Here is a 20090-nt window from a genome sequence, read left to right on the forward strand (position 1 = left end):
AAAAATAACTGGCAAATATTAGGGGAATAGTTAAAGATTGTCAAAAAATGCGTGTGTAAATCTTTTCAGACGGCCTTTTCCCCGATGGCATGATGCGCTTCGCGGCGCCATTGTTCTAAGAGGGATGTTAATAACCCGGCCGAGGTATGCCCGTTGCCGATGGCGGCCTGCAGCCAGTAGCAGGCAGTCGGAACATGGCAGCTTACACCTTGCCCGTGATAGTAGAAACAGGCGAGGTGGTATTGGGCGGAAGGGTGGTTTTGTTCGGCAGCGATGGCGTACCAGTGGGCGGCTGCACGAGGGTCTTGCGCCGTACCGAGGCCGTAATGGTAGATGCGGCCTAAGGCCGCCGCCGCATTTTTATGATGGAACTCGGCCGCTTCCATGTAATTTTTGCGCGCGGCATTGTAGTCGGCAGGACGGCCGATGGCGCGGGCTTGTGCTTCCGCCAAACGGTATGCAGTCTCGGTTTGTTGCTGTTGCAGGGCGGCTGTTTTGATTTGTTCGTATTGTTGCGGATGGTACAGCGCGGCATCGCTGATGAGTTTTTGTGCGGCGGCGGCAGAACCCAGCGCGGCGGCACGGTGGTAGTAATCATGTGCGACATGGTTGTCGGCTTTGATGCCGAGGCCGTAGCGGTAGAGGTCGCCCATGATTTTCAAGGCTTCGGGATGGTTTTTCTCGGCGGCGGCTTTGGCGTAGCGTGCCGCTTGGAACGGGTCTCGTTCGGAAAGTTCGCCGGTCAGGGCGTATTGGGCCAGCTTGGCTTGAGCTTCCGCTTGTTCCTTGTCGGCGGCACGACGATACCATTCCAAGGCTTCGGGTCGGCGTTGGGCGGCAAGAAGGTCGGCCAGCAGGGTTTGTGCGGCGATGTGGCCGGCTTGCGCGGCTTGTTCGAGGTATTGTTCGGCTTGTGCGTGGTCGGGGCTGATACCTGTGCCGTAGAAGTAGATTTGACCGAGTTGCCAACAGGCGGCAGTCACGCCGAGGGCGGCCGCTTTTTCGTATTGTTCGACGGCTGTCGCAAAGTCGCCTTGGCGTTGATGATGGCGTGCCAGATGGTAATACGCGGGCGCGGCATATCGGGCGGCGGAAAGCTCCGCCCAGTAGAGTGATTGTGGATCGTTGCGTTGCGCGTGGTAACGCATGAGGATTAATTGGGCTTCTGGGTGCCCCTGCTCACCCAGCCAGGCGTATTCGTTAAGAAGCTGTCCGGTCGGGGTGCCGTTGTGTTCGCGCTGTTGCAGCAGGGAGAAGAGTGCTTTGGGATGGCGTTGGACCGCGGCGGCTTCCAACCATGAAAGTGCCTGCTCCGGTTGGCCGTTTTGCAGCAGATGGTTGCCCAATACGAAAGCAGCTTCCGCATAACCCTGCTCTGCCGCCTGTTGCAACAGGGGCAGGGCTTGGGCGGTATGGGATTGTTCCAAAAGGGCGGCGGCTTGCCGGTAGAGGATTTCAGGAGCGGCGGTCATGGTTTGCGGGTGGATAAAGTGGAAGACGGGTGCTGCGGCATATAGGCGGCAATGCCGGTCGATGGCTTTGTAAAAAAATAGGGCTCGGCACAGTTTTGCAGTTGCCTTAGCGGCCTGCCTTTAAAGATGTTTGGCTTGTTGTATTATTTTCCTGGGAAAACATCTCTATTCAGTGCGTTACAAAGCTTTCGGCTTGAGTCGGCATGCGTTCATGACAGCTCGGTCATTATACTGTTTTTGTAATTTATTGTTAATGATAAATGCGGTTTTTTATGGTTTGTTTACCATGACGGCGGCTGGGATGTTGATTGTTTCAGGCCGTCTGAAATGTTTTTCAGACGGCCTGAATTATTTTTGCTAAGTCAGGTTGTCGGAGTGGAAGAGTCGGAGGTTTTTTTGTTGGGGAAAAACACCTGACTGTAGAAGTTGCCGTTAATTTGGGTTACGTTGAGGTGGTACATACGGTAGGCATGGAACAGGTCGCTGTCAGGCGGCGTCGGATGATTCCAAAATTCTGCCAAGGTATTTTGGTCGGTTATGCCGGGAATGTCGTAATGGGCGCGGCCGAGGACTTTGACTGGCATGTTGTGGATCAAGCCGGACAGGCCGCTGGTGCTGTTGATGGTAACCATGCCGAGGCCGTGACGTAGGAAAACGGGCAGGGGGACATCATGGACGTAAGTGATACGGCCTTTGAGTTTGGGGTGTTTTTTGATAAAGCGTTTGATGTCGCGCGAGTAGTCGATAAAGCCGCGGTCCATCGGATGATGCTTGATGATGAGGTTGGTATCGGCAGGCGCGTGTGCGGCAAAGGAGGCCAAAACATGGAGCAGGAAGCTGCGGACGCTGGAAAAGTCGCAATGGATGCGGACTTGGCTGTCGTTGAATACCTGCAAGGGAACAATAAAAAACTTGCCGTATTTGCCCGCCTCCACGCGTTTGGCGATTTGGATGTCTTCAATATAGTAGTTCAAACGCTTGAGGATGGAGATTGACCACAGTTTGAGGTAATGGCCGGCATTGGATGCGCGGTGGTGGATGTAGTTCGGGTACTTGTTCGGATTGCGGAACAATTCGATATAGTAACGGACGGCATTTTTGGCCATAGGCGTAAACCCGCCGCGTACCGGTGTCGGCGCTTTGTATTCTTGCCGGGCCAGTTTGGGGAATTGTTCCAGAAAAAAGTCGGCACGGCGTGGCAACGGAGAAAATGCGTTGACGCCGTCTTTTTCTAAGGTGATGTAGTAGGGGCGGAAATAGCCTTCTTCAAACGCCCAGAAACTGGCTTGGTTTTCGTTTGCAATGCGTTTTGCGATGACGTGATAAGGGCGTGTGTCGCCAAAGCAGACAACCGCCTGGATGTGATGTTGAACGATGTATTCTTGCAAAAACTCAGGAAAGGCATCGTAGCTGTCGTTAAAAACAACGGTATGAGCTTGAGTGGGCAGATAAAAATAGTCGTCGCCTGCATTAAAGTTGAATTTATGCGCGGTTTTGCCGTTTGCGGTCAGCCAGCCGGCGAGGCGCTGAAAAAAATCGCCGACAGGGCCTTGAAGCAGCAGGATGTTTTCTGCGCTTTCAAGTAAGTTTTGCAGGTTGTTTTGGAGGACGGGCTGTTTCATGTCGCAATGTGATTTTGTTTTTTGTGTAATAGTTTTGGGTTGAATTTTTAAGCATACGCCAAGCGTATTAACGATGCAAAAGCAATGATGCCGCAATTGAAGCCGGTTTATGACGTATTGTTAATTTTGATGGCATTTATTTAAAAGATCGATATAGTTGTTTGATTTTACCTAATTTTTTGGAAAAGTACCCGCGATGTAATCCGTTGTTGTTTTTTTGCATATTTTTTTGTCGTATCAGGATTTGGGCTGCGATTTCCGCATTGATGGCCTGATGGGTTTCGGGGTGGATGTAGTCGGGATAGTGGATGAGCGTGCCTGCAATCAGCTGCCAAAGCTCAAGCCTGCGGCTGCGGCGCGGAATGGGAAGCAGATCTTGGGTAAGCCCCCAGCCTGCGTAAAAAGGCAGGCCGTAGCAGCTGACTTTTTTGCCGCGCAACAAGGCTTCAAAACCGGTCAGCGAAGTCATGGTGTGAACTTCGTCTGCGTGTTGGAGACAAGTCAGGATGTCGGCCTGTTCGGCGGTTTGGTCGGCATATCGTGCCGTATCTTCAGGGGAGATATGGCCGATACGGTTACCGCTGACTACATCGGGATGCGGTTTGTAGATGATATAGGCGTCGGGGTTTCGTTCGCGTACGGTACGGAGCAAATCCAGATTGCGGTAGATTTTGGGCGAACCGTAGCGGATAGACGCATCGTCTTCAACCTGGCCGGGAACGAGGATTACGGTTTTGTCGGTTGATGGGGCGGTAAAGTTCGAGCTGCCGACGTTGTATTTGCTGATGTGGTTTTCGGTCAGCATTTTTTGCAGCTTCAAGGCCGTCTGAAAGTCTTGATTGTCGAAGTCTTGGTTTTGCAGGATATGTTCAAGACGGGACGGGGTTTCGGCGTTGAAATAAATGCCCATATCGTCGGTAACGAGCGACAGCGGCGGGACTAAATTAGAACCGAGTCCGACCGAACGGATAAAGCCGTCTTCCATACGCAGCAGGGGGATGTGGCGTTGTTCGGCAAAACGGACGATGGCCTCTTTGCCGTTGCCCCAGGCAAGGATGCGTGCATCGTCGGACAGTTTAACCCCGGCCAGTTTTTGGGTGGAGGAAATAAATTTCAGACGGCATGAGGGTACGTTAAAGAACGGTTTGGCAACCGCGCGTTTCCACAAAGACATGCCGACGCAATACAATTCGCCACGCAATTTGTCGTTTTTGCGTTTGACCGTCGCCAGATAGTCGATGACATCAAAGAGGCTGCCTGCTTCGCCGGTATTGGGGTTGAGGTAGCGGCTGTATTGCAGATAGGCTGCGGCGAAGAGCTGTAGCAAGTTGCGGGGGGCGCGACGTTGGGTTTGAACAAGGCGGTTGATTTCAGGATGGCGGTCGTCGCTTACGCCCCATCCGGCATACCACGGCAGGCCGAAGGTGGTCAGCGGTTTGCCGCATAAAAGCGCCTCAAAACCCATTTGCGAGGTAACGCAATAAACTTTATCGACGTTTTGCAACAAAGAAATCGGATTGATGTCTTCTGCCAAAAGATGGACGCGGTGTTGCTGCACCAGTTGGGTCAGATAGCCTTGTTTTTTGCCGCACAAAACATCGGGATGGGTTTTAACCCAGATATCGGCTTGCGGGTTTTCATTCAAGGCCGTCTGAAACATCAGTTCAAACGTAGAGGCGTCTGCGCCGCCATACTGGATGGCCATATCGCCGAAGGTTTGGTCGATGATGAGGACGGTTTCAGGTTTGGATGGGGAACGTAAAGGATGATTGTCTGAAAGTTCGGGCGCGTGGTTGTATTTGGATAGGTGGTGTCGCAGGATGAAATCCATCGCCTGCCGCGCCTGAGCCAAGGTTTCAGACGGCATGGTATCGGCAGCGAGAATCAGTTGTTCCAAACGCGAAGGACGGGTGGTGTCGTAGTAGATGCCGAGGTCGTCATAGACTATGGAGTAGGGCGGATAACCGGAGACGCCCAGTCCGACTGAACGTAAAAAGCCGTCTTCAAGATTGAGCAGGGGCAATCTTAAGATATGTGCTAATTTTCTGCGTTTGGGATGTTTCTTGCCCCAAAATAATGCGGTCTTATCCGTTGAAATTTTATCTAAAAATTTGGTTAGCAAGAGACGTTGTCTAAATAGGCCGAATGTTGAAAAAATCATTTTAAATTATTATGTTATCTATCAAATATCATTAATGTAAGAATTTATTCTGCCTCTATTTCAAAGTAAGTGTCCATAAAATTTCGGAAATGTAGGGCATAGTTTTTATCCGCATTATTACTGCTTGAATCGTTAATGCAGAAGGAGTGGGGCATATGAAGGTATTTCTTCTTGAATAACAATTTCTTATATTGAGTCTGGGCGTGTGAACTGCGTATATTGAAATAGTAGCAAATTTCACGTTTCGGTGTGGCATATCCGTCAAGATACATCAACCAGGGTACCAAGAAACTGGCCATATTAAGTTCAGAATTATGGCGCACCTTGTTATTTAGAAAAGAATTTATTTCATCTTCAAATAATGACCATGCTTTTTGAAAGGATGTTTTCCGTAGTGGAACGTAAGTATGTACCAACGGTGTATTGATATTAATTGTCGGATAATGTCTTTTTAAGAGCTTTAATGCGTGTTCTGATGCGGTCAATGTTGGTGTGATTAGACCCCGTTGACGCATTTTTTGAAAACTTTTATTGGCAACAAATAGGGAAGCCAAGCCATTATTTTCAAAAAAGTGGTTAGGTGTCAGTGGTCTTGCAACGAAAACATCATCATTGAAATAAATAAAATGTTCACTTAAATCTGGAATTTTATATAAGTTTGCTTCAATGACGTGGGAATTGAACGTTGGTAAGTATTTGGCATCAATAATTTGCGAATGATTGATTAATTTAATTTTAGAATGGGTGTTTTCATCTAACCATTTAGGTTTTTGATCCGCCGTTACGATAAAAATATTGCGGACCCACGGCATAAACTTCTGTACGGCCTGTACTGAATAAAAAAGTTCATTATGGTTGGAAAAGCGGGCAGGGTCGGTCGCATACAGGCCGATATCTTTCTGATCAATGGGCTGCAGGGTACGGTAATACTGTTCTTGCCATGCTTTATCGGTATTGTCGACCCAAGTAAAAACAACATCGATGGGAAAGTTTGGCAAAACATTTTCTGTGAGTGATGCAAGATTAGCATCTGCATTGATCAGAGTAAATTCTTCAGTTTCAGGAATAGGCTGTTCTACATTATAAGGAGGAAAGCGTTTATTTAGAAAATCCCTAAAGAAAATATGGGGCTCTCTAAAAAATTTTCTAATTTTATTTAAATTCATTTGAAACTTTCTAATACTACAAAATAGAAACATTTGATTCTGTTATGTTTTGAAGTCATTCAAACGTGACGGCTTCGGCCAATACTTTGCCTGCCAAGTCTTTAGGCGACAGGTTCGGCTCGCCTTGCAGCGGCCAGTCGATGCCGACGGTCGGATCATTCCAAATCAGCGAGTGTTCGGCTTTTGGGTTGTAATAGTCTGTGCATTTATAGACGAACTCGGCTTCGTCGCTCAGTACATAGAAGCCGTGAGCGAAACCTTCGGGTACCCACAGTTGGCGTTTGTTTTCTGCGGACAAGATCTCGCCTACCCATTTGCCGAACGTGGGAGAGTCTTTACGCATATCGACGGCTACGTCGAATACTTCGCCGACAATCACGCGCACGAGTTTGCCTTGTGTGTTTTCAGTTTGATAGTGCAGGCCGCGCAATACGCCTTTGCTGGATTTGGAGTGGTTTTCCTGCACGAAGGTGCGGTCGCAGACTTGGGTTTTGAACCACTCGTCGCGGAAGGTTTCCATAAAAAAGCCGCGCGCGTCGCCGAAGATTTGGGGCTCAAGCAGTTTTACGTCAGGAATGGCAGTATCAATGATGTTCATCGTTTTATCTTTCATCTAAAGGCCGTCTGAAAAGTTTCAGACGGCCTCAAACATTATTTTTTCAACAGGCGCAGCAAATATTGGCCGTATTGGTTTTTCGCCATCAGGCGCGCCAGCTCTTCCAGTTTTTCATCAGAAAGCCAACCGTTGCGCCAAGCGATTTCTTCCAGGCAGGCGATTTGCAGGTCTTGGATGTTTTGCACGGTTTGGACGAATGAAGCGGCTTCGTGCAGGCTCTCGTGGGTGCCGGTGTCCAGCCATGCGAAACCGCGTCCCAAAAGTTGCACCGACAATGAACCGTCTTCCAAATACATTTGGTTGAGGTCGGAAATTTCCAATTCGCCGCGGGCGGACGGTTTGATTTGTTTGGCGAACTCGACGACGCGTTGATCGTAGAAGTACAAGCCGGTTACCGCCCAATCGGATTTGGGCTGTTGCGGTTTCTCTTCGATAGACAGGGCGTTGAAGTTTTCGTCAAATTCGACGACGCCGAAACGCTCGGGGTCTTTGACCTGATAACCAAATACGGTTGCGCCGTGGGTCTTGGCGGCGGCCTGTTTCAATGTTTGCGTAAACGATTGGCCGTAGAAAATATTGTCGCCCAAAACCAAGCAGACATTATCGTTACCGATAAATTCTTCACCGATGATAAATGCCTGTGCCAAACCGTCCGGACTGGGTTGTACGGCATAACTGATGGAAATGCCGAAATCGCTGCCGTCGCCGAGCAGGCGTTTGAAAGAGGCGTTGTCTTCGGGTGTGGTAATCACCAAAATATCGCGGATTCCTGCCAGCATCAATACGGACAGGGGATAGTAAATCATGGGTTTGTCGTACACGGGTAGCAGCTGTTTGGATACGCCGCGCGTGATGGGGTAGAGGCGTGTGCCGCTGCCGCCGGCAAGGATGATGCCTTTCATGGGTTTTCTCCTGAGTAGTGTGTGTTTGCGTGATTTTCAGACGGCCTAATATGGGAACAGGCCGTCTGAAAACTTATTTTCCGGTGCCTAAACGTTCCAGACGATAGCTGCCGTTCAATACGTTTTGCCACCAGGTTTTGTTGTTCAAATACCATTGTACTGTTTTGCGGATGCCGGATTCGAACGTTTCCTGCGGTTTCCAGCCCAGCTCCCTGCCGATTTTGGCGGCATCGATGGCGTAGCGCACGTCATGGCCGGGGCGGTCTTGCACGAAGGTAATTAAATCTTCATAACGCGCCACACCTGCAGGTTTTTCAGGAACAAGCTCTTCCAGCAGGGCGCAGATGGTTTTGACCACTTCAATATTGGCTTTTTCATTGTGGCCGCCGATATTGTAGGTTTCACCGACGATGCCTTCGGTAACAACCTGATACAGCGCGCGCGCGTGGTCTTCGACAAACAGCCAGTCGCGGATTTGCATCCCGTCGCCGTACACGGGCAGCGGTTTGCCGTCGAGCGCGTTCAGAATCATCAATGGAATGAGTTTTTCCGGGAAGTGGTAAGGGCCGTAGTTGTTGGAGCAGTTGGTTACGATGGTCGGCAAACCGTAGGTGCGCAGCCATGCACGGACGAGGTGGTCGCTGGACGCTTTAGAGGCAGAGTAGGGGCTGGATGGCGCGTAGGGCGTGGTTTCGGTAAACAAATCGTCCGTGCCGTGCAAATCGCCATAGACTTCATCGGTGGAAATATGGTGGAAGCGGAAGGCTTCGCGCTTTTCAGACGGCATTTGTTGCCAGTAGGCGCGGGCCGCTTCAAGCAGATTGAATGTGCCAACGATATTGGTTTGGATAAATTCGCCTGCCGAATCGATTGAGCGGTCGACATGACTTTCCGCTGCCAAGTGCATCACGGCATCCGGCTGGTGTTGTGCGAATACGCGGTCGAGTTCGGCTCGGTTGCAAATATCCACTTGCTCAAAAGCATAGCGAGGATTATCGGCTACCTCGGTCAAAGATTCCAAATTGCCGGCATAAGTCAGCTTATCGACATTGACGACAGAGTCTTGGGTGTTTTGGATAATATGACGGACAACGGCAGAACCGATAAAGCCCGCGCCGCCGGTAACAAGGATTTTTTTCATAAGTTTCAGAGGATAGTCAAAATAATATAAACGGATTATAGCAGACAGAATGTGTGTTTTTCAGATAAAAAGGCCGTCTGAAAACATCTCTTTCAGACGGCCCGTATCAGGTCAACTTAATCGTCGTAGCCATTTGGGTTGTTGCTGACCCAACGCCATGAGTCTTCCATCATCTGCGCCAAATCGCGTTTGGTTTCCCAACCGGTTTGTGCTTTGGTGTAGGCAGGATCGGCGTAGAAACAGGCCAAATCGCCATCACGACGCGGTTTGATTTGGAACGGAATGGTCAAGCCGGAGGCCGCCTCAAAGGCACGGATGATTTCCAATACCGAATAAGCACGTCCAGAACCCAAATTAAACAGGTGTACGCCCGAAACATCACTTTTTGCCTGCATCGCCGCCACATGGCCTTCCGCCAAATCCATCACATGGATATAGTCGCGCATACCCGTACCATCGGGAGTAGGGTAGTCGTTGCCGAAAACCGACAATTGCGGCAGCTTGCCTGAAGCCACTTGGCAGATATAAGGCAGCAGATTGTTTGGGATACCGTTTGGCTGCTCGCCGATCAAACCGCTTTCATGCGCACCGATAGGGTTGAAATAACGCAACAAAATCACGCTCCAACGCGGATCGGCCTTTTGGATATCCGTCAAAATGCGCTCCACCATAGACTTAGACGTGCCGTAAGGGCTGGTCGTATCCCCCGGTTGCATATCTTCCGTATAAGGCACTTTGCCCGGATCGCCGTAAACCGTAGCCGATGAGCTGAACACAATCTTAAATACACCGGCACGTGCCATTTCTTCAGCCAAAACCAAGCTGCCCGACACATTGTTGTCATAGTATTTCATTGGCTCGGCCACGCTTTCGCCGACTGCCTTCAAGCCGGCAAAATGAATGACGGCATCAATATCGTGTTCTGCAAAGATTTGACGCAACACTTCACGATCACGGATATCCCCTTGGTAAAAAGGCACAGACTTGCCGGTAATCTTTTCCAAGCGTGGGAGGATGTTGGCAGACGAATTGCACAAATTGTCCAAAATCACGGCATTAAAGCCTGATTTCAACAGGGAAACAACGGTATGAGAACCGATAAAACCGGTACCGCCGGTAATAAGAATAGTCATTGGTTTTCCTTAATTAAAATTGTGTTTGGAAGTCGTGAAACCGGTTGGCTGAAAATACAAACGCTTTCAGATGGCCTGATGTAAATGTTGCCAAAGAGGGATTGCTTTATTTGGATATTGTATATTTAGTTACCTGAAAAGTAAAAAAATATGGGATAATCACAGTGTTATGCACAGGGTGCAAAGCGTTATCATTTCAATTTTAATAAAAGGATCTTACCATGTCAGTATCTAACGAAGTTTTGGCGTTGATTTCACAAGTTGCACAAAAACAAGTGTCAGCAAATGAAGAATTGTTGTCTACAGGACTTATTGATTCCGTGAGCGCAATGGATTTGGTTATGGCCATCAAACAAAAATTTGATGTTGATTTGCCGTTTGAGCAACTGGTTGATATTTTGGCAAATTCAGCCAATATCATTCAATATGTTGAAAATAATTACAAAGGCTAAATCATGAAACAATTAAATGAATTCCAAAATCTTGATGATTTTTTGGAATACCGTTTCAACCAAACTTCGGGAAAAGCGTTAGTTAATGATACTCAGGAATGTTCTTGGGAAGAGTTGCGCGTAAAAATAGCCACATTTATCGAGGCTTACAAAAGCATAGCAGATATTACCAAAAACATTCCTTTGGTGTTGCACGGCCATAAAGAAATTGATTTTGCAGTGGCAATTTATGCCTGCTTATTAAACAAAATCCCTTTTATTCCGGTGGATAGTATTTATCCTGAAAGCCGTCTGAACAATATCTGCCAACTGTCGAAAGCACGCTTTGTGTACCGTTCGGCAACGCAAACTTTTGAAAAGCAGACTGACGAAGAAGTAGAGCTGGCTGAAAAAGATTTGGCTTACATCATGTTTACTTCAGGAACAACCGGCGCACCTAAGGGTGTGCAAATCGGTCGTGAAGCTGTATTCAACCTGATGAAATGGATGAAAGAGCAGCTTAATTTAGCCGCACCTAATGTATTCATGAATCAGGCTCCGTTTGCGTTTGATTTGTCAATGTACGAAATCTTTGGCAACTTGGCTTACGGCGGTTGTATTGTCATGAACAGTCGTGATGCTATTTCTAATCCTGCCACCTGGATTGATTTTTTGGCCAAACAACAAATTACTACTTGGGTTTCCACGCCTTCTTTTGCCATGCAGCAGCTGCTTAACCCTAAATGTAGTCAGGCTACTTTACCGAGTTTGAAAGAATTTTTGTTCTGTGGCGAAAAACTTGGCAAACCGGTAGTAAATATGATTTTTCAAAAATTTCCCGGTGTCCGTGTTATCAATACCTATGGTCCGACTGAGGCTACTGTAGCAACAACTTACGTTGATATCACACCTGATATGCTGGCGGCAGAAGAAGAGTTGCCTGTAGGCGTTGCCGTGCTTAATTCCAAATTAGAGATTGTTGACGAAGAGATTTGGATTAGCGGTAACCATGTGATGCGTGGCTATCTGAACAACGAAACTGAAAATGCCAAACGTTTGGTCGTACACAGTGCAGATAACCGTACTTATAAAACAGGTGACTACGGTTTTGAAAAAAATGGATTGTTCTATGTACAAGGCCGTAAAGACGAGCAGATTAAGCTCAATGGCTACCGTATCGAACTTTCAGAAATTGAAGAAAAAATCCTTAACCTTAAGGAATTTGCCTTTGATAATGTGGCAGTAGTGGCTTTGAAACGCAACACAGGCGCAGTATTGCGTTTGGTGTGTTTCTATACAGCCAAGCAAAGTGCAGATACTCAGGCGATCAAAGACGCATTAGTACAAAATTTACCGTCTTACATGATGCCGTCTGAATTTATTCACATTGATGAAATTCCAGTCAGCACCAACCACAAAACCGACAAAAAAGCATTGTTGGAAAAATATCAACAGGGTTTATAAAATGGATTTATATAAAATTCAGCAAAACATCTTACGAAAAGCCAAGATTGATCCTCAAAAGGTTAACGCTTGGATTTATAACAATCAAAGTATAGTGTTCGATTTTCTGTTGAACGACTATTTTGTCAGCATCAGCTATTCAACATCAGGGCAAACTTTTAACTTTATTGAGCGTAATAAGAGCAAAGTTTCTAAAATTTCTATTTTTCCAAAATTCCTGAAATATATTTCAGAAGTTTATGGAAGTTACCCACAATCGGTTAATCAAGAAAAGACAGTATTGTCTTTTAAATTTGCTGAAGCCGATTGGGCAAAAATCGAGGATAAATTTAGTGAGATTTTAGAAGTTACTTCCATTTATCTTGGCAGCGAACTGTGCTACATCTTGAATGTTGAAAAACATAAAGGCATTAACTTAGCCGAATACTTGAATAAGCCGGAAGTTGAATACATCGGTGTTAAAGGCGACAGTAATGAGTTTTTCCTAAGCTATGCTCGGAATCATGGTCTAAGTGATTATGTTTATGAGCTAAATAATAGAGGCTTTTTAGCTGTTGAACACAAAATGGGCGTAAGTGTGTTCCGTCGTGTGAATAAGCACAGTTATAAAGATCTTTTGGCTTATTTCCCAGACTCTTTCCATGAGTTGGAAAATGTACTTTATACTGTTGAAGCACCTAAATCCATTAACTCTAATAAGAAGAACCTATTAGTATTATTTTCGTATACGCATAAAAGTAATGAAAATATGCTAGATAGGTATTATAGTCATCCATTTCCATTTATTGCTAATAGTATTATGCCTAATACCTATATTATTCGTGTGGCTGATGTAGCTGATGCATTTGGTAGTCATGGTTTAAATACTAAGTTTGATGAAAATATTGAAGATAATATTCAGCGTTTTATCAAGAGCCTAATGAATATTTATGGAGTAGAAAAGGAAAATATAATAATTTCAGGGTACTCTTCAGGAGGTACTGGTGCAATCTATCATGGATTGCTTGGGGAGTATAAAACTTTTGCTATTGATCCTTTTTTAGGTAACCATAATTACTATAAAGGTAAGGATCCTTTGTATTTAAATTCAATCCGCAAACCAATTATAGAAACATTTAAAGAACTACCTACTAGAATTAATCATAATTTTGATAATCAAGTGGTTATTTCCTCTGCTAAGGTTTCGGAGTTTTATCCAGATATAAAAGAACTTAAACGATCTTTGCCGGCAATCGTATTATATGAATTTGATTTTGAGAAAATCCGGAAACATACTGATTTTCCAAGTAATGCTTCATTTTTAATACATACCATTATTAATAATTTGTTGTTAGGAATTCATATCACTGATTCAGACATTAATTTGAATTAAGATCTGAAGTAAATGGATGGTAGAATTTGATTAGTGCAGTTATCCAATAGTAAAGGCCGTCTGAAAATATCTCTTTCAGACGGCCTTTATCAGGTTAACTTACATCTGCGCCAAATTAAGAATGTTAATACCAATCAAGAAATAGAGTATTTTTTAACCAGCTTAAAATTCTGCAAGTCTATAACAGTATCATGTATAGAAAAAATGAATTAAACATTTTCAAAGCCTTGTTCTTTAAATAGTTCAAGTATTGCCAAAGATGAGTTGCTGTTAAAACTAAAGGTATCAGAGGATTTTGTTAATGTTTTTTGCGAGCTTAATGCCAGTTTTGAATAGTACTCTCCAGATTTAATTGCAATATACAGTTGATATTCTGCTTTTGGTAAGTCAGAAATATCGATGCCTTTTAAATCAAGTGTTGTGAAATAGCCTTTGTCATAGATTACAAAATCACCATCAAACAGCTCTCTAGTCAGGTGGGGACGATGCAGTTTTGCTAAACCTTTGGTGTATGTTTCTCGAGTACGAGTATTCTGAAGAATCAGTTCATACTGTACATCGCTGTAATTGGATATGTGTACCCCTCTTAATATTGCAATACCTTCTATAAATAGAATCTTGTCTTTATATTCACAGTTTCTAACATCTACATAAGGAGTTGGATTCGCTACATTCGGTTTTGGTATTGGTTGAGTGCCAAAGAAATTGACTTCGCCTTGATTAAATCGGGGAGTTGCCTCTGAAGCTAATGCATAATAAATTCCAAGCAACAATGCGGTATGATGCGATGTAACCTGATTATGCTCTCGGACAAATGCCGAATAAGTTTTTAACAAGTTGAAATTCCGATATTTGCGGAAATCATCTAAATGCGGTTGGATCTCGGTTGGAAATTGGATATCGGCTTCTGAGGTCAGTAAATAAATATTCTTGTCTAAATCTTGATCTTTTTTCAATAGGTTAATGATTAGTTTATCAAGATAATCTATTTGAGCCTTTTGATAGTTTTTTCCCATCATGTGGGTAGCAACTGATTTCCAGAAATTATCTACATAATTTCCGATATGAAGCTGAGGTACAGTAACCACAATGTTTTTAATATTCATGCTTAGAGCATGATAAAGGGCCGCACTCCCTCCTTTAGAAAATCCAGTAAAGGTGACATTTTCAGGAGATAGATTACGTTGATTTATTTGAGATTGGATGAATTCCTGTACGGCTTCTTTAACCCGAAAATCCATATCTATACACAGATAATAGGTATACATTCCTTGGAAATTATCGTTAATCCAAATAACGTCAGCAGGGCAGTCCGTCATAGCATTAATAAAGTCATAATTGCCAGGCGTTGCATTGAGAAAACCTGAAAATACGATGATTAAATGTTTAAAGTCATATTTACTGGGTTTATGTCGGTAAATAACTTCGATACCATTACTGGCAGTAAAAATTTGTTCGTTCATTTTTCTTCCTTAACGGCTGCCTTATATGAGGCAATAGTTTTGCTATCCGGGTACTTTTCTGTAAATTGTTCGAGCAATTTCTTTTCGGTTGTTGTATTACCTTGATTATGCAGTTCCTGCAGGTAGGCGGGAACCAGATCTTGCGGCATCATTAATAAATCTTGGCCAAAGGCACGGTTAATTTGAGTAAACAGTTTTTCACCGTTTTGACGCAGTTTTGCCAAACGTGCAATGGCAATTCGACATGCAATATCACCTCTTTGATGCCCTTCATAACGGACTAAATATTTATGAGCTTGTTGGAAATTGTTTAAGCGCATACAGAGATAACTTGCTAAGAGTTCCAGCTTGAAGGTCTTTTTATCTTCAACTGTAAAAAACTTAGTCAATAATGTTTCAATTAGGGCAAGAGCAACAAAATATTCTTTTTGAAGGATTTTCTCAGCTAACAATTGAATCAGGTGGTGCTTTTCTGACAGATCAGATGAAATATGTTGGTTCAGTTTTTTTGCTAGCTTAGTATTATTCTCTAAGGATGCTGCCAATATAGCAATTAATTTATCTTCTAAAGTACCAATATTGTTTTTAGAAAAATATTTAATTCCTAAAGTAGGGTTACCAATTTGGAGGCTGACTTTGGCTTTCCAGTAGTCAGCATCAGAGGTTGGATGTTTCTCTAACCAATCCAACAATTCAACAAATTTGTTACCTTTAAATAGAGCATTCAAATATCTATTAATATAGTTTGCCCTTTCTTCTGGTGTTAAATCAGAACTATTTTCCAATATAGCAGCAATTCTTGAAGCAGCAACACCCCATTCACCTAAGTTCTCAACTTGAAGAATCATTTTCTCTATATAGTTTAGATCATTTGATAATTCAGGTTTATCTAAGTCAAGGATAGCCTGATAGACACGCTCACAATTATTCGAATCCCTAAATTGGAATGTCTTATCGATGCGTGTTTGATACAAATCCGGTACTTTAGCTTGATTGTCTACCAGATCTTTTAATGCTGCCAGAAGTTCTGTTTCATTATAAGCAACTGCACCAAAACCATCTCGGTTATAGTCAAAATAACCTTTTTGATAGGTGTGATTTCCACTGGAGAATACTTCATCATAATCAAATTGATAATACAAAATAGCTTTATTCAAATAGGCTACATCAAATGCAACAGATGAATAGTCTGTAATCAAGATGCTAGTATTTTGGAAGACGGATTGGATGTTACCTTCTGAATAGCTATAGATTTTAATAAAGTCAGGCACAGTGAACTCATCCATGTATTCCTGAATACTTGGATGTGGTGCAAAGACGATTTGATAACCTTGATCATTCAGTTCTTTTAATATGGTGTGATTCATGAAACCATGCCAATGTCTGGCATAGTTAGTTTTCATGAAATCGGGGTTTCTTGTTCGTTCTGTACCTGAGATATATGTACCTACAATGGAGCTACGCCATGTTGGCATAATTAAAATCTGTTTAGATTCGGTATTGTTATTGATGAGTAAACGGTCATAACGAGGGAAACCTGTCAGTTTAACTTCTTTTTTACCAAATTTATAAGCAGTCGTATTGTCCACAATAGAATGGTATTCTGGATTTGTCGCTGTAACGAAACAAGCAATTTTTTTGGTATTTAACCAACCTGATAAATCATCTTTCGTAATGCCATGTTGTAAAAAGACGTAGTCTTTATCTAATAGGGAATTATCTTTGAAATAATGTGTGATATATCCATCAACATGACTACTGATGATTTTTTCGCAGTCTTTTAATTTACTCTCAAATGCAGATGAGCCAAATTCAAGCAAATTAAACCCATCTTGTTCGAGCCTTTTCCAATCAGAGGAGGTTTTTTTCAGGGCAAAATAAATATCTTGTTCTGGATGATTTTCACTAATATAACGATATAAGTGTTCTGCATTATCATCGGCCTGATTGTCCCTATCCATTAAAATCCAGGCATTCGATTTAACCGTGGATTTTTGTTTGAATGAAGTGAATACTGTTTCGATTGGTAGTTTGTCAAATTGTTTTCCTGAGAATGTTAATTTAGCTCTTTTACCGGCTAGAAAAAGTTCTAAATCGCCCATGTGGTGACAAGGAAGCCATGTTCGGTATTCTTTAGTGTATAAACTGCCTAGAAAGTCATAGACAACTTCTTTTTGGTATTTAGGGAATATTTCCTTACCATTGATTACCCATTGTTCAACAATTGGAAAATTTGAAAAATATTTCACCAAAATTTGTTTCTTTTTTAAATCAAAATCTTCAATATAGGCAATTTGACTTTTAGGTGCTGTATTTTTAAATAAACCGAGTAAGGCAACTTTTTGAAAAAACCATGTTCCTGCCAAGTTAAAGCGAAGGATTGTTTTTTCATCAATGTACGAAAACATTTCATGTAGCAAGGCAACGAAATGTTTTTTTTGCTCTTCATTTAGGTGTGACAATGCTGCAGGTTTGTTTACGATACGGCCAAAATACCAAATGATATGGTATAGGACAATTCTTTGAATATGTTCAGGAATGTTTCCAAATTTCTTTTTAGCTGTTTTTAAAATTTCAATACAGCCTTTTTCAATCACTCTAGAAAATAGTAATGGATTTTGCCATGCTCCATCCAAAGTGGATGAGCCATCAGAACGTTTTCGATAAAAATAACTGATTTTTGATAAAAATGCAGCATTAGTTGATAAATCAGTATTTAGAATATAATCAGTAACAAATTTCGCATCTTCAAAGCTAGGTTTCATTGCTTCATCAAAAGAAATATGTGCGTTACGGATATTATCAATTTTGAAAAAAGCGGTACTTGCAGATAATTGTAGATGATCTTTTAGATTTGATAAGGGAAGTACAACATCTCCTTTAGCAAAACGATATTTTAAGGGGTGTGTATCTTTTACCATGTCTTTATCTTCAAAGTAGAAGACTAATGGACAACCGACTATGCTGATATTGGCATTTTTACTTAAGAAAGAATCTGTTTTATAGAAGTAATCAGGAGAGACAAAATCATCTGGGTCTATGAAGGTTACCCAATCAGTTTCGACATATTGCAAGCCTAAGTTACGCGCAGAGGCCTGTCCGCCGTTTTCTTTATAGAAATAGCGAATATTTTGAGGAAACTTCTGTTGCCACTTTTGAATAATCTCAGCTGATTTATCGACTGAGCCATCATCAACTAAAATAATTTGAATATGCTTTTTAAAGTTTAGTCTTTGTTTTGTCAGGCTGGAAAAGAAGTCATCTAGATATTTTTCAACATTATATACTGCAGCAACAACGGTATATCGGTTTTTCCCGGCTCGTTTAATTGGTAGATATCTTTTTACTTGTGTAATTCGTTTTTTGTACATATCTACAAAAAAAAGTTTTGGGTCACGAAGAAGTTTTCTAAGCTTTCTATTCATTGTACGTTATCCAAATTGATAAATTAGTGAATAATATTGTTTAAATATGCGTATTAATGTCTTAATAGTTATTTAGATCAAATAGATCTTATTTGGGAAATTATTGGTGTTGAAAAGTAGAGTATTTAACCAAATTCTTCTAAAAATTTAATATGTTATACAGAGAATTTACTATAATGATAACATATTTTACAATGTGGTATAGGAGGAATAGCTGGCTTCTTGGCGTTATTTTGGTATGGAATTTGTGGGGAAGGAGTGTTTTGCTATTTTTAACGAAGCTACATACCGTTTTGAAACTGCCGGTTTTTAATAATGGAATGGCGAGTCAAGGAAGCGCATCGACAATTGTGATGAGGTATGATTTGCGAGGAGATTGCGGCCAGCAAAGAGGATGCTTGGTCCTAGAGTTATTTTGTTAAGTCGTTTCATTTTTGCAATGTGGTAAAAATCGGACGTCGTTTTTTAGACGGCCTAAATTGATTTTCAGATGTTATAATGATGGAATTGAATTCCAAGTATATTAGGATTTTATCTGTGTTTAAAGCTAAATTTTTTGCTCAGCGCGGGATGTTGCTGATGTTCAGTACAGTGTTGTCGGCATGTAGCCTTCTTCCTGCTTCCGGCCCAAGTACTGGTAAAATTGTTGCTTTGGGGCAACAGAATGAGGCAAATATTCCCGATGTGGAATTGGTAGATGTTAATGCTGATGTGGCTGCTTCTCTTTATCAAGCTCAAGTGGGCCAATCCTTGGCCCAACTGGGAGAGGGCTATGCTTCTGTCGGTGCCATTGACGTCGGTGATATGTTGGACATTACGATTTGGGAAGCTCCTCCGGCTGTGTTGTTCGGCGGGGCTTTGTCGTCTACCGGTTCGGGTAATGCGCAGCAAACGAAGCTGCCCGAACAGATGGTCAGCTCTTCAGGCACGATTTCTGTGCCGTTTATCGGCGATGTGTCTGTCCTTGGTAAAACACCGGTTCAGGTGCAAAATATTATTAAAGGCCGTCTGAAAAAAATGGCGAACCAGCCGCAGGTAATGGTGCGCATGGTGCAAAACAATGCGGCGAATGTATCGGTTATTCGTGCGGGTAACAGTGTGCGTATGCCTTTGACGGCTGCGGGTGAGCGTGTGTTGGATGCGGTGGCTGCCGTGGGTGGTTCGACTGCGAATGTACAGGATACGAACGTACAGCTGACACGCGGTAATGTTGTGAGAACGATTGCTCTGGAAGATTTGGTGGCGCATCCGCGTCAAAATATTCTGTTACGTCGCGGTGATGTAGTCACAATGATTACAAACCCAAGCACATTTACTTCTATGGGTGCTGTCGGTCGCTCACAGCAGATTGGTTTCTCTGTGAAGGGTTTGTCTTTGGCCGAGGCTGTGGGACGCATGGGCGGTCTGCAGGATTATCGTGCAGATGCGCGCGGTGTATTTGTATTCCGTTATGCGCCTTTATCCGAGCTGCCTCCTGAGAAACAATCTAAATGGGTTGAAAAGGGCTATGGCGATCGTGCGGAGATTCCTGTGGTCTACCGTTTGAATCTGGCGGATGCGAATTCTATGTTTTGGATGCAGCGTTTCCCTGTGAAGGATAAGGACGTGGTGTACGTATCGAATGCGCCGATGGCTGAAGTACGTAAGTTCTTGTCATTTGTGTTCTCGCCTGTGGTTAGCGGTGCGAACAGTATTAATAATTTAGTGAATTAATGGGGAAAA

Annotated in this window: 14 protein-coding genes; 4 read left to right on the top strand and 10 right to left on the bottom strand. The window is 43.3% G+C overall.

The annotated features are described in order from the left end of the window. Positions 1 to 65 precede the first annotated feature (65 nt). The 8 genes from ACTHUG_RS00830 to galE form a co-directional block, all read right to left on the bottom strand. Positions 66 to 1472 carry a tetratricopeptide repeat protein gene (locus ACTHUG_RS00830; protein ID WP_440385924.1) on the bottom strand — a complete coding sequence of 469 codons (1407 nt, stop codon included), beginning with the start codon at positions 1470 to 1472 and terminating at the stop codon, positions 66 to 68. 362 nt (positions 1473 to 1834) lie between these two features. Beyond that, on the bottom strand, positions 1835 to 3094 hold the full coding sequence (locus ACTHUG_RS00835; protein WP_440385925.1) for a capsule biosynthesis protein: 1260 nt from the start codon (positions 3092 to 3094) through the stop codon (positions 1835 to 1837). A gap of 136 nt (positions 3095 to 3230) precedes the next feature. Further along, complete coding sequence (locus tag ACTHUG_RS00840; RefSeq protein WP_440385926.1) at positions 3231 to 5255, bottom strand: capsular polysaccharide biosynthesis protein; 2025 nt, start codon at positions 5253 to 5255, stop codon at positions 3231 to 3233. Positions 5256 to 5299: 44 nt separating this feature from the next. After that, positions 5300 to 6421, bottom strand: a complete 1122-nt coding sequence (locus ACTHUG_RS00845; protein WP_315611309.1) for a stealth family protein — start codon at positions 6419 to 6421, stop codon at positions 5300 to 5302. A 55-nt stretch (positions 6422 to 6476) separates the two neighbouring features. Continuing rightward, positions 6477 to 7019, bottom strand: coding sequence for a dTDP-4-dehydrorhamnose 3,5-epimerase (gene rfbC, locus ACTHUG_RS00850; RefSeq protein WP_440385927.1), 543 nt, complete (start codon positions 7017 to 7019; stop codon positions 6477 to 6479). Positions 7020 to 7072: 53 nt separating this feature from the next. Next, positions 7073 to 7939, bottom strand: coding sequence for a glucose-1-phosphate thymidylyltransferase RfbA (rfbA, locus tag ACTHUG_RS00855; RefSeq protein WP_440385928.1), 867 nt, complete (start codon positions 7937 to 7939; stop codon positions 7073 to 7075). A gap of 73 nt (positions 7940 to 8012) precedes the next feature. After that, the gene (gene rffG, locus ACTHUG_RS00860) at positions 8013 to 9080 is read right to left on the bottom strand and encodes a dTDP-glucose 4,6-dehydratase (RefSeq protein ID WP_440385929.1); all 1068 of its coding nucleotides are present in this window, start codon (positions 9078 to 9080) and stop codon (positions 8013 to 8015) included. A gap of 116 nt (positions 9081 to 9196) precedes the next feature. Then, complete coding sequence (galE, locus tag ACTHUG_RS00865; protein ID WP_440385930.1) at positions 9197 to 10213, bottom strand: UDP-glucose 4-epimerase GalE; 1017 nt, start codon at positions 10211 to 10213, stop codon at positions 9197 to 9199. 221 nt (positions 10214 to 10434) lie between these two features. Between galE and ACTHUG_RS00870 the strand changes: the two genes are divergently transcribed. From ACTHUG_RS00870 to ACTHUG_RS00880, 3 genes are read left to right on the top strand one after another with little or no spacing between them, the layout of a single operon-like run. Beyond that, positions 10435 to 10665, top strand: coding sequence for an acyl carrier protein (locus ACTHUG_RS00870; RefSeq protein ID WP_003747973.1), 231 nt, complete (start codon positions 10435 to 10437; stop codon positions 10663 to 10665). Positions 10666 to 10668: 3 nt separating this feature from the next. Beyond that, entirely contained in the window at positions 10669 to 12108 is a 1440-nt protein-coding gene (locus ACTHUG_RS00875) for an AMP-binding protein (protein ID WP_049349323.1), read from the top strand. Between the two features lies 1 nt (position 12109). Further along, positions 12110 to 13480, top strand: coding sequence for an XcbB/CpsF family capsular polysaccharide biosynthesis protein (locus tag ACTHUG_RS00880; RefSeq protein WP_440385931.1), 1371 nt, complete (start codon positions 12110 to 12112; stop codon positions 13478 to 13480). Positions 13481 to 13689: 209 nt separating this feature from the next. Here ACTHUG_RS00880 and ACTHUG_RS00885 read toward each other — a convergent pair whose 3' ends face one another. Both ACTHUG_RS00885 and ACTHUG_RS00890 read right to left on the bottom strand, forming a co-directional pair. Next, positions 13690 to 14943 (bottom strand): hypothetical protein, encoded by a 1254-nt coding sequence (locus ACTHUG_RS00885; protein ID WP_440385932.1) that lies wholly within the window; start codon positions 14941 to 14943, stop codon positions 13690 to 13692. Next, entirely contained in the window at positions 14940 to 18368 is a 3429-nt protein-coding gene (locus ACTHUG_RS00890) for a CDP-glycerol:glycerophosphate glycerophosphotransferase (protein WP_440385933.1), read from the bottom strand. The genes ACTHUG_RS00885 and ACTHUG_RS00890 overlap by 4 nt, the downstream gene beginning before the upstream one ends. Positions 18369 to 18905: 537 nt before the next feature. Here ACTHUG_RS00890 and ACTHUG_RS00895 point away from each other — a divergent pair. After that, complete coding sequence (locus tag ACTHUG_RS00895; protein WP_440385934.1) at positions 18906 to 20081, top strand: polysaccharide biosynthesis/export family protein; 1176 nt, start codon at positions 18906 to 18908, stop codon at positions 20079 to 20081. Positions 20082 to 20090 lie beyond the last annotated feature (9 nt).

It is taken from the genome of Neisseria sp. P0022.S009, from assembly GCF_051956675.1.
Classification (GTDB): domain Bacteria; phylum Pseudomonadota; class Gammaproteobacteria; order Burkholderiales; family Neisseriaceae; genus Neisseria.

Excerpts from the sequence above, each read along its gene's own strand:
- rfbC (WP_440385927.1), bottom strand. The coding sequence starts at position 7,019 with ATGAACATCATTGATACTGCCATTCCTGACGTAAAACTGCTTGAGCCC.
- ACTHUG_RS00885 (WP_440385932.1), bottom strand. The coding sequence starts at position 14,943 with ATGAACGAACAAATTTTTACTGCCAGTAATGGTATCGAAGTTATTTAC.
- ACTHUG_RS00830 (WP_440385924.1), bottom strand. The coding sequence starts at position 1,472 with ATGACCGCCGCTCCTGAAATCCTCTACCGGCAAGCCGCCGCCCTTTTG.
- ACTHUG_RS00890 (WP_440385933.1), bottom strand. The coding sequence starts at position 18,368 with ATGAATAGAAAGCTTAGAAAACTTCTTCGTGACCCAAAACTTTTTTTT.
- ACTHUG_RS00835 (WP_440385925.1), bottom strand. The coding sequence starts at position 3,094 with ATGAAACAGCCCGTCCTCCAAAACAACCTGCAAAACTTACTTGAAAGC.
- rffG (WP_440385929.1), bottom strand. The coding sequence starts at position 9,080 with ATGAAAAAAATCCTTGTTACCGGCGGCGCGGGCTTTATCGGTTCTGCC.
- ACTHUG_RS00870 (WP_003747973.1), top strand. The coding sequence starts at position 10,435 with ATGTCAGTATCTAACGAAGTTTTGGCGTTGATTTCACAAGTTGCACAA.
- ACTHUG_RS00875 (WP_049349323.1), top strand. The coding sequence starts at position 10,669 with ATGAAACAATTAAATGAATTCCAAAATCTTGATGATTTTTTGGAATAC.
- ACTHUG_RS00845 (WP_315611309.1), bottom strand. The coding sequence starts at position 6,421 with ATGAATTTAAATAAAATTAGAAAATTTTTTAGAGAGCCCCATATTTTC.
- rfbA (WP_440385928.1), bottom strand. The coding sequence starts at position 7,939 with ATGAAAGGCATCATCCTTGCCGGCGGCAGCGGCACACGCCTCTACCCC.
- ACTHUG_RS00880 (WP_440385931.1), top strand. The coding sequence starts at position 12,110 with ATGGATTTATATAAAATTCAGCAAAACATCTTACGAAAAGCCAAGATT.
- ACTHUG_RS00840 (WP_440385926.1), bottom strand. The coding sequence starts at position 5,255 with ATGATTTTTTCAACATTCGGCCTATTTAGACAACGTCTCTTGCTAACC.
- galE (WP_440385930.1), bottom strand. The coding sequence starts at position 10,213 with ATGACTATTCTTATTACCGGCGGTACCGGTTTTATCGGTTCTCATACC.